Below are 14182 nucleotides of genomic sequence, written 5' to 3'. Positions count from 1 at the left end.
AAGCGGCTACGATGCCGCCCGCACGCTCCCCGTGCGTCGGCAGCCCTCATGCTCAAGCTCATCGCCCTTCTGTTTCCCGCTCTGCGTGGTCCGGCTCTGCGGCTGATGGCCTTCCTGGCTGCCGCTGCGCTCACCGGCTGCGCCGGCCTTCCTCCGCGCACGCCCGAACCGCCCACGCTGGCCATCGCGGCCTCGCCGGCCACCGACCTGGGCCGAGCGGCCATTGACCTCAACACCCCGCCCGACGGCCTGAGCAGCATGCGGCCACTGATCGAGGCCTCATTCGCGCTCGATGCCCGGCTGGAGCTGATGCGCCGCGCCAGGTCGTCGCTCGACATCCAGACCTACCAGCTCGGCAACGACAAGACCGGCCGCCTGCTGCTGCGCGAGATGCGCAACGCCGCCCGCCGCGGCGTGCGCGTGCGGCTGCTGCTCGACGACTTCTACACGGCCGGCATGGACCGCCTGCTGCTCGGCCTGGCCGCCGAGCCCAATGCCGAGGTGCGGCTCTTCAATCCCTTCGTGAACGCCCGCGACCACTCCTCCGGGCGCTGGCTGGAGTTCTTCACCGACTTCCGCCGGCTCAACCACCGCATGCACAACAAGCTGTTCGTGGCCGACGGCGCCATGGCCATCGCGGGCGGACGCAACCTTGCCGACGAATACTTCCTGCGCAGCGACAGCGCGAACTTCATCGATTTCGAACTGCTCCTGGCAGGCCCCGTGGTGCCCGAATCCGCCGCCATCTTCGACACCTACTGGAACAGCGACGTGGTCTACCCCCTGCAGCGGGTGGCCGGCACCAGCCGCACGCCGCAGGCGCTGAAGGACGACTTCGAGGAAGCCACCTCCCCCGCCCACGCCCCGCCGCCCGATGCGTTGCCGGTCTCCGACGTGCTCGGCGACCCGCCCCTGGGCACCCAGCTCGCCAACATCGGCGAGGCCAAGTGGATGCGCGCCGAGGCCCACGCCTCCGCCGACAGCCCCAACAAGGCGCTGGGCGTGATGGCCCACCCCGTCGAACCGCTCGCGCAGCGCTTCCACGAGATGCTGGCGACGGCCCGCTCGAGCGTGGTGGTGATCTCGCCCTACTTCATTCCGGGCGACGAGGGCATGGAGCGCATCCGCATGGGCCGCGAGCTCGGCGTGAGCATCACCGTCATCACCAATTCGCTGGCCGACAGCGACGAGCCGCTGGTCAACATCAACTACAACCGCTACCGCGTCGACATGCTCAAGCTGGGCGTGAACCTCTACGAGGTGAGCACGCAGCAGCTCAAGCGCAGCGACCAGTTCCGCACGCTGCTCAAGAAGGCGCGCGGGCGGCTGCACGCCAAGCTGGCGCTGGTCGACAGGCAGTGGGTGCTGCTCGGTTCCATGAACCTCGACCCGCGCTCCGCCCGGCTGAACACCGAGTTCGGCGTGCGCGTGCGCAGCTTCGACCTGACCCAGGCCCTGCTTTTCGCCTACCAGCTCGACGACATCGAGGGCGTCTACCGCGTCACCCTCAAGCCCGACGGCCAGAACGTGCAGTGGGTGGGCACCGGCGACATCGACAACGAGGTGCTCGACAGCGAACCCGATTCGAGCATGCTGACGCGGCTGCAGCTGCTGCTGTTCTCGTGGTTCGTGCCGACGGACCAGCTGTAGATCGGCTGCGGGATCAGCCGTCCCTGCTGCCCGGCCCCCGCGCCGCGGCACCTTCCCCGTGCAGCCCGACGATCAGCGAGCGCAGCCAGCCGATCGCCGGGTCCTTGTGGAAGCGGCCGTGCCAGAACAGGTTGATCGCGATCTCCGGCAGCTTCGCCGGATGGCGCACGTAGGAGAGGCCGAAGGGCCCGGCCAACGCCTGCGCGAGCTTCTCGGGCACCGTCGCGACGAGGTCCGAGTCGTGCAGGATGTGGCCGACCGCCACGTAGTGCGGCACCGTCAGCACCACCTTGCGCACGATCTTCTTGCGGTCCAGGAACTCGTCCGCGTTGCCGTGGCCGGTGCCCGCCGAGATCACCACCACGTGCTCGGCGGCCGAGAAGTCATCGAGCGACACCTTCCTGCGGCCGTCCAGCGGATGGCCGCGCCTGAACACGCACACGTAGTCCTGCTTGAAGAGCCTGCGCTGGAAGTAGCCTGCCTTCAGCTGCGGCAGCAGGCCGATCGCGAGGTTGACGTGGCCCGCCTCCATCTCGTCCTGCAGGTTGACCGCCGTGTTGCGCACGGTGCTGAGCGACACGTGGGGCGCGACCCTCGCGATCTCCTTCATCAGCCTGGGCAGGAAGTAGATCTCGCCGATGTCCGTCATGCCGACGGTGAAGGCGCGCTTCGAGGTGGCCGGATCGAAGGAGGCCTTGCTGTTGATCGCCGCGTGGATCACCTGCAGCGCACGCGCCGTGGGTTCGGCGAGCTGCTGCGCGTAGGGCGTGGGCTCCATGCCGCCGGGCGTGCGCAGGAAGAGCGGGTCGTCGGTGAGCTTGCGCAGCCGCGCGAGCGCGTTGCTCACGCCCGGCTGCGAGAGGCCCAGGCTGCTCGCCACCTTCGAGACCCTGCGGTCGACGAGCAGCTGCTGGAAGACGACCAGCAGGTTGAGATCGATGTCCTTGAGCTCCATGCGCGTCGTCTTACATTCTCGAAATCAATATGAACTATTGATCACATTCTATTGAGCGATGACGCCCGAATGGGGATCATCGACGCACCCACGAGACGCTGCCTCACCCAAAGGGGCAGCACAGGAGACAAGAACATGGACGACACATCGGCGGTCTTCCCCCGGAAGATCCATTGGGAAAGCCAGGGCACCAGCCGCATTCCCTTCATGGCCTACACCGAGGCCGACCAGCACCGCCAGGAGCTGGAGCGCTTCTTCTACCGCGGCCACTGGAGCTACGTGGGCCTCGAGGCCGAGATCCCGCAGGTCGGCGACTTCAAGCGAACCGTGGTGGGCGAGCGCTCGGTGATCATGGTGCGCGACGCGGAAGACTCCATCAGCGTCGTCGAGAACGTGTGCGCCCATCGCGGCATGCAGTTCTGCCGCGAGCGGCACGGCAACCGCAAGGAAGGCGGCTTCACCTGCCCCTATCACCAGTGGAACTACACGCTCACGGGCGACCTGCAGGGCGTGCCCTTCCGCCGCGGCGTGAAGCAGGACGGCAAGGTCAACGGCGGCATGCCCGCCGACTTCAAGACCGCCGACCACGGACTCAACAAGCTGAAGGTGGCGCGGCGCGGCGGCGTGGTCTTCGCGGCCTTCGACCCCGAGGTCGAGTCGCTCGAGGACTTCATGGGCCCCGAGATCCTGGGCTACTTCGACCGGCTCTTCAACGGCCGCAAGCTCACCATCCTGGGCTACAACCGCCAGCGCATTCCGGGCAACTGGAAGCTCATGCAGGAGAACATCAAGGACCCGTACCACCCGGGCCTGCTGCACACCTGGTTCGTGACCTTCGGCCTCTGGCGCGCGGACAACAAGTCGGAGCTGAAGATGGACCGGCACCACCGCCACGCGGCCATGATCTCCACGCGCGGCGCGAGCGGCAAGGCGGACCAGGTGACCCAGGTGTCGAGCTTCAAGGAAAGCATGCAGCTCAACGACCCCCGCTTCCTCGACATCGTGCCCGAGCCCTGGTGGGGCGGCCCGACGGCGGTGATGATGACGCTCTTCCCGAGCGTGATCCTGCAGCAGCAGGTCAACAGCGTCTCGACGCGGCACATCCAGCCCAGCGGCCCCGGCGCCTTCGACTTCGTGTGGACGCACTTCGGCTTCGAGGACGACACCGAGGCAATGACGCAGCGCCGGCTGCGGCAGGCCAACCTCTTCGGCCCCGCGGGCTTCGTCTCGGCCGACGACGGCGAGGTAATCGAGCTCTCGCAGAAGGGTTTCGAGCAGAAGCCCTTCCACCGCACGCTGGCCGAGCTCGGCGGCCGCGAGGTCGGCGACACGGACCACATGGTCACCGAGACGCTGATCCGCGGCATGTACGAGTACTGGCGCAAGGTGATGGAGGCTTGAGATGGACTTCCAAGAATACTTCGAGCTCTCGCAGCTCTATGCCGGCTATGCCCATGCGGTGAGTTCCAGCCAGTGGGAGCTGTGGCCCGAGTTCTTCACCGAAGACTGCAGCTACCGCCTGCAGCCGCGCGAGAACCACGAACGCGGCTTTCCGCTCGCCACGCTGTCCTTCGAGAGCAAGGGCATGCTGAAGGACCGCGTCTACGGCATCCGCGAGACCCTCTTCCACGACCCGTACTACCAGCGCCACGTGGTGGGCGCGCCGGTGGTGCTGAAGGCCGAGCCGGGGCGCATCGAGTCGGAGGCCAACTATGCGGTCTTCCGCACCAAGCTCTCGGAGCTCTCGACGGTGTTCAGCGTGGGCCGCTACATCGACGTCGTCGTGCGAACGGAACAGGGCCTGAAGTTCGCCTCGCGCCAGGTCATTTACGACAGCGAGATGATCCCCAACTCCGTCATCTACCCGATCTGAGGACTGCCATGAGTGATCTGCAATGGACCGATGCCGCCGCACTCGACGACGTGCCGGCGGACGACGTGATCGGCGTCTCCGTGGCCGGCAGGGAGGTCGCGCTCTACAGCGTCGAGGGCAGCGTCTACGCCACCGACAACATCTGCACGCACGGCCATGCCCGCTTGTGCGAAGGCTTTCTCGAAGGCCACGAGATCGAGTGCCCGCTGCACCAGGGCAGGTTCGACGTGCGCACCGGCGCGCCCGCCTGCGCGCCGGTGACCGAGGCGATCCGCTCCTACCCGGTGAAGATCGAGGGCGGACGGGTGTTCCTCTCGCTGGGCTGAGCCGCAGCGCAAAGCCATGCACATGCAAGACGGCACGATCGCGATCGTCGGCGCCGGCCAGGCCGGCGGATGGGCGGCGCAGACGCTGCGCGCCGAGGGCTTCGGCGGCAGGATCGTGCTGGTCGGCAACGAACGCCATCGCCCGTACGAGCGCCCGCCGCTGTCGAAGTCGGTGCTCGCCGGAGAAGCACCGGCCGATACCACGCACCTGCAGAAGCCCGAAGCCTTCGATGCGCTGAACCTCGACTGGCGGCCAGGCGTGAGTGCGACGCGCATCGACCGGACGACGAAGCAACTGCACCTGAGCGACGGCGAGACCGTGCGGTACGACAAGCTGATCCTGTGCACCGGCGGCCGGGCGCGGCGGCTGGCCATTCCCGGCGCGGGCCTGCCCGGCGTGTTCACGCTGCGCAGCATCGACGACGCCGCCGCGCTGGGTGCGGCGCTCGTCTCGGGCAAGCGGCTGCTGGTCGTCGGCGGCGGATGGATCGGCCTGGAAGTCGCGGCGACAGCCCGCGGCAAAGGGCTCGATGTCACGGTCGTGGAGGCCATGGAGCGCCTGTGCGAGCGCACCGTGCCGCCGGAAGTCTCCGGCTACCTGCTTCGGCTCCACGCCTCGCGCGGCGTTCGCGTCGAGCTGGGCACGGGCATGGAGCGGCTGGAACAAGGTGCGGATGGCGAGAGCCTGAGGGCGACGCTGAGCGACGGGCGAACGCTGGCCTGCGACCTGGTGCTGGCCGGCATCGGCCTGGTCGCCAACGACGAGCTGGCGCGAGAAGCGGGGCTCGCGTGCGAAGGCGGCGTCCTGGTCGATTCGCAGTGCCGGTCTTCCGACCCCGACATCCTCGCGGCGGGCGACGTGGCCGTCTGGCATTGCGAACGCGCCGGCCGCCGGATGCGGCTCGAATCGTGGCAGAACGCCCAGGAGCAGGGCATTGCGGCGGCGCGGTCCGCCCTCGGCATCGAGGTGAACCACCAGCCGCTTCCGTGGTTCTGGTCCGACCAGTACGGCATCAACCTCCAGATATTCGGCATGCCGGCGCCGCAACACCAGGCGGTGATGCGCGGCGACCCGCAGGGCGACAGCTTCGTCATGTTCTTCATCGACGGCTGCAAGGTCGCCGCCGCGCTCGGCCCGAATTCGGCGCGCGACCTGCGCTTTGCGCGGCGGCTGATCGAACGCGGCACCAGCGTCGATCCGCAGCAGCTCGCCGACATGCAGCTGCCGCTTTCCAGGCTCTGAGCAGCCTGCGGGAAAGCTTCGCAAACGTGGCGGCGGCGCGCCGAAGTCCGCCGAATTGCTCCGCCGCGGGCCGTCCGGTCAGCCGCTCGTCAGCTCAATTCCAGGTCGCCGGAATTGCATTGCGCGATTACCCCGAATATTGAGGCAATAGCGCCCGAATATTCGAATTTGCGCGGCAATCAATTCACAAAAGCATCATATTCGGTCAATAAAGTTCATATTTTCCGGCAGCTCGAATGCCGGAAAAAGAATTTGATGAATTCCGAATTCAGATGCCATGAAAAAACATATTCCCCTCGACAACGAAAATATCGATCTCCATCAATTGGCGTGCGTCCCGGAAAACAGGCGCCGCGAATTGCTGAAACTGATGCTGGCAGGCTCCTTCACGGGCGTGGCGGCGGCCGCGCTGCCCGGCTGCGGCGGTGGCGGCAGCAATGGCGCCGGCGCATTTCCATTTCCAGCCACGGGAACGGGCGGCACACCGGCGGGCTCGCCCGCCAGCGCACCGCCGCCCGCGGCATCCGGCACTCCAGCCCAGAAAATATCCAGCTTCACGATTTCCGTGCTCCCGGACACCCAGTTCTATCCCCGGTATGCCTCGGAAAAAATGCATGGGCTTTATCAGAAGCTGTATGCGAGCATCGATCCCAGATTCGACAATCCATTCAAATCCCAGACGCAATGGATCGCGCAAAATGCCGGCCAGCTGAAAATGCCGTTCACGATCCACCTGGGCGATATCGTCGACCAGTCGTGGTACTACACGGCTGAAAACTCGACGCCCTGGAGCCCCACCACCGACCTCGTGGGCAACGGCCAGCTCGGCAACGGCCAGGTCACGAAGGAATGGGAGCTTGCGAGCCAGGCGATGCAGGTGCTCGAGGCCGCCAAGCAGCCCTACTCCATCTGCGCCGGGAACCATGACGTGGGCGCCATCGGTTCCGACATGCAGTGGGGCCCCGACTGGGGCGTCGGCGTCACGGGCTTCGCGAATGACGACGGCTACCAGGATGGCGGCAGCCACCGTGTCGGCCTGTTCGAGCCCTACCTTCAGGTGTTTCCCGCCGACCGCGCGAAGCAGCAGGCCACCTTCGGAGGAAGGCACTCTTCCGGCTTCCACGAATACCACGTCTTCCAGGCCGAGGGAAACAAGTTCCTGGTGCTCTCGATGTCGTGGCGCGCGTCCGACGACGCGATCACCTGGGCCAACCAGGTCATCCAGGCCAACAAGACGATCCCGGTCATCCTCGTCAATCACCAGCTGGTGGGCATCGGCAGCGACGGCAAGACCGCCGCGGACACCGCCTACTCGAACTACATGTGGGACAAGCTGATCAAGGACAACGACCAGATCTTCATGGCCATCAGCGGCCACTACCACGGCTCGTGCATCAGCACGAAGAAGAACTCCCGCGGCAACGACGTGCACCTGATGGTGGTGGACTACCAGATGGCCTACATGGGCGGCAACGGCCTCATGCGCATGTTCGAGTTCGACCTGACCAACAAGAAGATCGTCGCCAGCTCGTTCTCGCCGTGGGTGCCCCTGAAGCCGGCCGCGACGCTCAACGAGTTCGACGCCGCGTGGCTGTCGGATTCGAACCAGTCGTTCACGCTGGACATCGACTTCGCCCAGCGCTTTTCATCCTTCAATCCCGGCTTCTCCGTGCCCACCGGGTCGGCGGACGGCAGCCTGACTGAGGCGGCGAAGAAGCTCATCCTGACCAACTACAGCCAGCCCCCGCAGAAGGCGGCCGCCCTTCCGACGGGCCCCGACGACTACCCGAAGGTCGACGACACGCTCGCGCACTGGCGCTTCTTCAATCCGTCGGCGGTGGAGGGGCAGCTTTTTCCCTATCAGCCCGGGCAGCAGATCGCGGACGTCGCACCCGGCGGCAAGAACCCGATCTCGGTGAACACGTGGGCGGGACAGTCCGGCGACCTGGCCTGGTCGAAAAGCCACCATCCGCTGTCGGCCGCGCCCGGCAGCCTGCGCTTCCTGAACGCCACCAAAACCAGGTTCACCTACTTCACCACGGACCAGGCCTCGGCGCTGAACGTGGAGACCTTCCCCAAGGGCTACACCATCGAGGCCTTCGTGTACATCGACCCCGGTTTCGACGCGACGAAGAACGGCTGGATGGGCATCCTCTATCGCCTGGGCGCGCGATCGAACCTGCCCGGCTTCGCATCGGACGATGGCGACTGCGCGCTGATGTTCGCGTTCTCGAACCTCATGGAATTCCAGTGGGAGGTCGCGCCGACAAGCCAGGCGACCAACCTCACCTGCTGGTCAGGCGGCGTATCGGCCGGCCAGTGGCTGCACGTCGCCATCGTCAACGATCCGGCAGCGTCGTACGCGACCACGATGTACGTGGAGGGAGCGCCTGTGCTGCGGAACAACACGAACATGCAGGGCATCCAGTTCGTCGCGCCCACGCAGCAGCTGGCCATCGGCTGCGGCCAGTGGGCCGGCAACATGTCGACAGGTTTCCTTGGAAGCATCGGCGAGATGCGCATCGTCGGTGCGCCCCTCGCATCCGACAAGTGGCTGACGGCCCGCGCATCCTGACCTGAGCGCCCGATCCCTGCCGAGGCCGGCCTGCTCGCTGCGAGCACGCCGGCCTTGCCGCATTCAGCAGCGGCATCGCATCGGCATCCGCGTTCCAGACCGCGAGGCATACTCGACCCGTGTCTTGTGCCAGCCGCGCCTGCGCCCGCTCGCACTTTCGAGGAACCCATGTCCACGCGTCGCCGGACGAATGAAGTCATTACGCAGCCAACTTGTCTTCTTCTGGGTATTGCTGTTCAGCGTCTGCGCCGCACTGGCGGTGGTGATGCTCACGCTCTACCGCGCGAGCGCCGGTGCCCAGGTCGCAGCGGGCCGGGCCGCCACCGAGCAGTCCTGCCAGGCGATTGCGGCGCGCTATGCCAAGGCCGCCACCGGCGCCGCCGAGCCGAAGGTCGATCTGCTGCAGGTGCTGCTGCAGCTCGTGCTCATCGAGGCTCCGCACGTCGAAGGCGGCGTATGGCAGGCTGGCGCGGGCACGAATTCAGGGCTCCTGGCCTACGCCTACCCCACCTATGAAGGCAGCAGCGTCAAGCGCGACGTGCCCGCTGCCGAGCAGCCGCTCATCGTCGAGCTCTCCCAGCTCGCCGCACGCACCCAGGCACCGCAGACCGACGTGGTGCGCGGCAGCCGCGAGGCGCTGATCGTCTCGGCCTGCCCGCTGGCGTCGCCGGCCGGGAATCTCGTGGCATGGACCATGACGCGCACCAACGGCGGCGCCCTGGCCGCCCAGGGCAGCCTGCGCGTGGGGCTGGGCGTATTGCTGGCCGCGGTGCTCGCCTCCGGACTGTGGCTGGGGCTCATCCTGTTTCGCGGACTGCGCCAGGTGCAGCGGCTGGAGACGCGGCTCGCGGAAGCCGACGTCAGCGGCGGCGCCATGCCCGAGCTGCCGCGCACCGGCGTGCGCGAGCTCGACCGCATCGTCGACGGATTCAACCACTATCGCCTGCGTTTCGACGAAGCCCGCGTCCACCTGCGCGAGGCCGCGCAGCAGCGCAACCGCGACCAGCGCCTGGCCGCGCTGGGCCGCATGACCGGCGGCATCGCGCACGAGATCCGCAACCCCATCGCCACGATGCGGCTGAAGGCCGAGAACGCACTGGCCGCCGCGCCCGAGAAGCAGGGCGACGCGCTGCGGGTGATCGTCGGGCAGATCGACCGGCTCGACGGGCTGGTGCAGAGCCTGCTCGCGCTCGTGCAGCCGGTGACGCTGGCACCGGCGAAGGTCGATCTGCATTCCTGGCTCGCGGAGCGCCTCGCGACCATCGGCGACAAGGCCCTCGCGGCGGGCGTGCACACCGCCTTGCAGCACACCGACCCCGCGCAGGCCGTCTTCGACCCCGTGCATCTCGCCCGTGCCGTCGACAACCTGCTCGACAACGCCGTGCGCCATGCGCCCCGGGACGGACACGTCACGCTGTCGGCCTCGACGAACGACGCGCAGATGCTTTGCATCCGGGTGGACGACGACGGCAGCGGCGTGCCCGAAGCCTTGCAGTCCAGCCTCTTCGAGCCATTCGCCACCGGGCGCGCCGACGGCACCGGCCTGGGCCTGGCCCTCGCGCGCGAAGTGGCGCTGGCGCACGGCGGCGACCTGCGCCACGTGGCGCTGGAGAGCGGCACGCGCTTCGAACTGGAGCTTCCATGGCGCACCTCCTGATCATCGACGACGACGACGCGTTCCGCGACACGCTGGCCGAGACGCTGCAGGGCCTGGGCCACGAGGCGACAGGCGTCGCGAGCGGCGACGAGGCGCTCGACACCATGGCGCGCACGCGCTTCGACGCCGTCTTCCTCGACCATCGCATGCCCGGCATGGACGGGCTGCAGACGCTCGAAGCCATGAGCGCAAGGCTCGCGCGCGTGCCGCCGGTGATCGTGCTCACGGCCTTCGCGAGTGCCGGCAACACCATCGAGGCGATGCGGCTCGGCGCCTTCGACCATCTCGCCAAGCCGATCAGCAGGGACGGCGTGCGCGAGGTCCTCGACCGGGCGCTGCAACGCCAACAGGGCACGGCAATGGCTTCCACGGGCACGGATGGCGACGACGACCTGATCGGCGCCAGCCACGCGATGCGCGAAGTGCAGAAGCGCATCGGCCTCGCTTCGGCGAACGCGATGCCGGTGCTGGTGCTCGGCGAGACGGGCACCGGCAAGGAAATGGTGGCGCGTGCACTGCATCGGCATTCGGCGCGCGCGGACAAGCCCTTTGTCGCGATCAACTGTGCGGCGATCCCGAAGGAGCTTCTCGAAAGCGAACTCTTCGGCCACGTGCGCGGCGCCTTCACCGGCGCGACCACCGAGCGCGCAGGCTGCTTTCGCGCGGCCGACGGCGGCGTGCTGCTGCTCGACGAGATCGGCGACATGGCGCTTGCCGTGCAGGCCAAGATCCTGCGCGTGCTGCAGGAGGGCGAGGTCACGCCGCTGGGCAGCCACAAGACAGTGAAGGTCGATGTGCGCGTGGTCGCCGCCACGCACCGGGACCTGGCCGCATCCGTGCGCGAGGGAAGTTTTCGCGAAGACCTGATGTACCGGCTCGACGTGCTGTCGATCCGGCTGCCGCCGCTGCGCGAGAGGCTCGCCGACGTCATTCCGCTGGCCGAGCATTTCCTGCGGCGCGCGGCCTCGCCCGATGCGCCCAAGGTTCTCTCCGCGGAGGCTGCGCAATCGCTGCTGAGCCAGCCGTGGCCCGGCAATGTGCGCGAGTTGCGCAACGTGATGGAGCGTTGCCAGGCGCTGGTACGGCACCGCGTGATCGGCAGTGCGGACCTGAGCCTGGTCCTGGGGCAGGCCCGGCCGGCAGAGCCCGCGCAGGCCTTGCCGGCAGACTGGTTCCAGGAGGATCTGCCCGGCGCGGTCGAGCGGCTCGAACGCCTGCTCATCGAGAACGCGCTCGCGCAGGCGCAGGGCAATCGCACCGAGGCCGCGCGGCGTCTTGGCATCCACCGCCAGCTGCTGTATCGCAAGCTGACGCAGTACGGCATCGAATAGGCCGGGTGTCCGCAAAGCGGACGCCCCTTGTCCCCGGACCGTACGGTCCGGCACCGCCTGCTTCACGCAAGTCGTTGATTTCAAAGGAAACGCGGGCTGGCACGTTGTGTGGTTTGTCTTAGGCACCTGACACTTCAAAGGAGCCTTTCATGACGCCACGTTTCTCCCTGATCGCCACCGCCGGCCTGGTCACCGGCCTGCTCACCGGCGGCGCCGCGTTCGCGCAGATGCCACCGCCCCCTCCCGCGGGCGCGTTCCCCCCGCCCCATCCGGCCCTGGCGCCCGAGGCCGGCATGACGGTGCAAGGCCGCGTCGCGCAATGGCTCCTCAACCCCAACGGCGAGGCCGACGGCCTGCTCCTGACCGACGGCACGCAGGTCGCCTTCCCCCCGCACCTGTCGACAAGCGTGATGCAGATCTTCAAGCCTGGAGACACGGTGCGCATCGCCGGCTGGCGCGCGCCCAACGTTCCGGTCATGCGTGCGCTCACGCTCGAAGCCGGCGGCCGCACCGTGGTCGACCAGCCGCCCGCCCCGGGCATGTTCCCCCCGGGTCCGCGCGACCTGGCCGCGCTGTCGGCGATGTCCGTCGGCGGGCGCATCGAGCGGCTGCTCTACACCGACCGCGGCGACGTGCACGGCGTGATCCTGGCCGACAGGTCCATCGTGCGCTTCCCGCCGCACATCGGCGCCGTCTATGGATCGATCCTCCAGCCGGGCGCGCAGCTCTTCGCGCAAGGCTGGGGAACGCGCGGCCCCAACGGCAGCGCCGTCGAGGCGACGAGCCTGGGCCAGAGCGCGGACAGCGTGCGCGAACTGGTTGGCGGGCCTGTCGGGCCTGTCGGGCCGCGCGGTCCCCACCACCGCCACCTCATGGCTCCGATGGGCCCGATGACCCCGATGGCACCCGTGCCGCCGGTGCCCGCTCCCGTGTTCGCCCCGCAGCCTGCCGCCAACTCCTGAGTCCGCCGCGATGACCGCTCCCGTTCCCACCGCGCGCAGCGTGCGCGCGCTCGATGCCCTCGCCTTCTTCGCTCCCGACATCCAGGGAGGCGTGGGGCCATTCCTCGTGATCTTCATGACCGGCACGCTGGCATGGGACCCGCAGCGCATCGGCAGCGTGATGTTCGTGTCGGCGCTGGTGGGGCTGGCGGCGCAGGCACCCGCCGGCGCCCTGATCGACAGCGCGCGCCACAAGCCGCGCTGGATCGCGGGAGCGATCGCGCTCATCGCGCTGACGCTGGTGGCAATGGCGAACTGGCCGGGCTATGGAGTGATCCTCGCGGGGCAGTCGCTGATCGGAGCCGCGGGCACGCTGGTGGCGCCGGCCCTCGCGGCCATCAGCCTGGGCATGGTGGGCCGCGCCGGGCTGGAAGGCCGCATCGGCCGCAACGCCGCCATCACGGCCGCGGGAACGGTGCTGTGGGCGCTGGGCACGGGGGCAGTGGGTCACTTCTACGGCGCGCACGCGATGTTCTTCTATGCAACGGCAATGGCCGTGCCGACGATTGCGGCGGCACTGCTCATCCGCAACCGCGACGTCGATCCCCGGCTTGCGCGCGGCGCCGACGCGGTGGATGCCGCCGCGATGCCGGGCGAACATGCCGGGCGCTGGTACGACCGCCGCCTGGTCGTCCTGCTGCTGTGCTGCTTTCTCTTTCACCTGGCCAACGCCGCAATGCTCACGCTGGTGGCGCAGAAAGTAAGTTCGCGCGCCGACGCATCCGGCGCGCTTTGGATGTCGGCGGGCGTCATCGTCACGCAGCTCGTCACCATTCCCATCGGCCTGGCGGTAGGCCGATGGGCGCCACGGCTCGCGCGCAAGCCGATCTTTCTCGTGGGCTTCGCGGTCCTGCCGGTGCGCGGGCTGCTCTACCTGCTCGCGGACAGCCCCGCCGCGCTCCTGGCGCTGCAGGTGCTCGACGGCGTGGGCGCGGGCATCTTCGGCGTGATGCTCACGCTGATGATCAGCGACCTCACGCGCGGCAGCGGGCATTTCAACTTCGCGCTGGGCATTGCAGCGGCTTGCGTGGGCCTAGGCGCGGCGCTCAGCAACCTTGTGGCGGGTGCGGTCGCCCACACGTCGGGCTACGGCACGGCCTTCGTGCTGCTGGCGGGCATTGCGGCCATCGCACTGATCCTGTTCGCGCTGGCGATGCCCGAGACTCGCCGCCCCGTGAAGGCCGTTGCATCCGGTGCTTCCACGTTCGGGGGAGCAGCCGCATGAACAAGGAGCATGTTTCGGTGACGCTCCAGGCGCCGCTGTCCGGCGATGCTCCCGCACCCGGCAAAGGAGAAAGCAGCGGCAACGGCCTGCTGTGGGTGCTGGTCGCCGTGGCGGTGCTGTTCGCCTTCCTGCACCCGCGCGCGCCCATGGACTGGCTGCGCCTGGTCGACTGGCAGACCGTCGGCGCGCTCGCCGGCCTGCTGGCCATCACCCAGGGCGTGGAACGCAGCGGCATGCTGCAGGCCACCGCACAGCGCCTTCTGGCGCGCACGCACAACCAGCGCAGCCTCGCGATGCTGCTGACGGCCAGCGCGGCTTTTCTCTCGGCACTGGTCACCAACGACGT

At 68.2% G+C, this 14182-nt stretch carries 13 protein-coding genes; 11 read left to right on the top strand and 2 right to left on the bottom strand.

Translation table 11 applies throughout. The annotated features are described in order from the left end of the window. Positions 1–48 precede the first annotated feature (48 nt). Positions 49–1650, top strand: coding sequence for a phospholipase D family protein (locus FHT32_RS28420; RefSeq protein WP_176667919.1), 1602 nt, complete (start codon positions 49–51; stop codon positions 1648–1650). A 13-nt stretch (positions 1651–1663) separates the two neighbouring features. On the opposite strand, the gene FHT32_RS28415 is transcribed toward FHT32_RS28420, so the two are convergent. After that, positions 1664–2605, bottom strand: a complete 942-nt coding sequence (locus FHT32_RS28415; protein WP_176667918.1) for a LysR family transcriptional regulator — start codon at positions 2603–2605, stop codon at positions 1664–1666. A 135-nt stretch (positions 2606–2740) separates the two neighbouring features. Here FHT32_RS28415 and FHT32_RS28410 point away from each other — a divergent pair, with 135 nt between their 5' ends. From FHT32_RS28410 to FHT32_RS28395, 4 genes are read left to right on the top strand one after another with little or no spacing between them, the layout of a single operon-like run. Beyond that, complete coding sequence (locus tag FHT32_RS28410; protein WP_176667917.1) at positions 2741–4006, top strand: aromatic ring-hydroxylating dioxygenase subunit alpha; 1266 nt, start codon at positions 2741–2743, stop codon at positions 4004–4006. 1 nt (position 4007) lies between these two features. After that, a complete protein-coding gene (locus FHT32_RS28405) occupies positions 4008–4478 on the top strand; it encodes an aromatic-ring-hydroxylating dioxygenase subunit beta (RefSeq protein ID WP_176667916.1) in 471 nt (156 codons plus the stop codon). Between the two features lie 8 nt (positions 4479–4486). Continuing rightward, positions 4487–4804, top strand: a complete 318-nt coding sequence (locus FHT32_RS28400) for a non-heme iron oxygenase ferredoxin subunit (protein ID WP_176667915.1) — start codon at positions 4487–4489, stop codon at positions 4802–4804. Positions 4805–4826: 22 nt separating this feature from the next. Continuing rightward, positions 4827–6047 (top strand): NAD(P)/FAD-dependent oxidoreductase, encoded by a 1221-nt coding sequence (locus FHT32_RS28395; protein ID WP_176668145.1) that lies wholly within the window; start codon positions 4827–4829, stop codon positions 6045–6047. Between the two features lie 321 nt (positions 6048–6368). Here the strand turns inward: FHT32_RS28395 and FHT32_RS35155 are convergent, their stop codons facing one another. Beyond that, the gene (locus FHT32_RS35155) at positions 6369–6605 is read right to left on the bottom strand and encodes a hypothetical protein (RefSeq protein WP_256099204.1); all 237 of its coding nucleotides are present in this window, start codon (positions 6603–6605) and stop codon (positions 6369–6371) included. 157 nt (positions 6606–6762) lie between these two features. On the opposite strand from FHT32_RS35155, the gene FHT32_RS28390 reads away from it, so the two are divergent. The 6 genes from FHT32_RS28390 to FHT32_RS28365 all read left to right on the top strand — a co-directional run. Further along, positions 6763–8622 carry a LamG-like jellyroll fold domain-containing protein gene (locus FHT32_RS28390; RefSeq protein WP_256099203.1) on the top strand — a complete coding sequence of 620 codons (1860 nt, stop codon included), beginning with the start codon at positions 6763–6765 and terminating at the stop codon, positions 8620–8622. Between the two features lie 190 nt (positions 8623–8812). After that, complete coding sequence (locus FHT32_RS28385; RefSeq protein WP_176667914.1) at positions 8813–10279, top strand: HAMP domain-containing sensor histidine kinase; 1467 nt, start codon at positions 8813–8815, stop codon at positions 10277–10279. Next, positions 10264–11610 carry a sigma-54 dependent transcriptional regulator gene (locus tag FHT32_RS28380; RefSeq protein WP_176667913.1) on the top strand — a complete coding sequence of 449 codons (1347 nt, stop codon included), beginning with the start codon at positions 10264–10266 and terminating at the stop codon, positions 11608–11610. The genes FHT32_RS28385 and FHT32_RS28380 overlap by 16 nt, the downstream gene beginning before the upstream one ends. 149 nt (positions 11611–11759) lie before the next feature. Continuing rightward, positions 11760–12572, top strand: a complete 813-nt coding sequence (locus FHT32_RS28375; protein ID WP_176667912.1) for a hypothetical protein — start codon at positions 11760–11762, stop codon at positions 12570–12572. A 10-nt stretch (positions 12573–12582) separates the two neighbouring features. Next, complete coding sequence (locus FHT32_RS28370; RefSeq protein WP_176667911.1) at positions 12583–13836, top strand: MFS transporter; 1254 nt, start codon at positions 12583–12585, stop codon at positions 13834–13836. Beyond that, the coding region (locus FHT32_RS28365) for an SLC13 family permease (protein ID WP_256099202.1) at positions 13833–14182 on the top strand (350 nt) is incomplete at its 3' end. The genes FHT32_RS28370 and FHT32_RS28365, both read left to right, overlap by 4 nt.

This window comes from Variovorax sp. SG517, assembly GCF_013376045.1.
Taxonomy (GTDB): domain Bacteria; phylum Pseudomonadota; class Gammaproteobacteria; order Burkholderiales; family Burkholderiaceae_C; genus Variovorax.
This window is presented reverse-complemented; position numbering and strand designations above follow the sequence as displayed.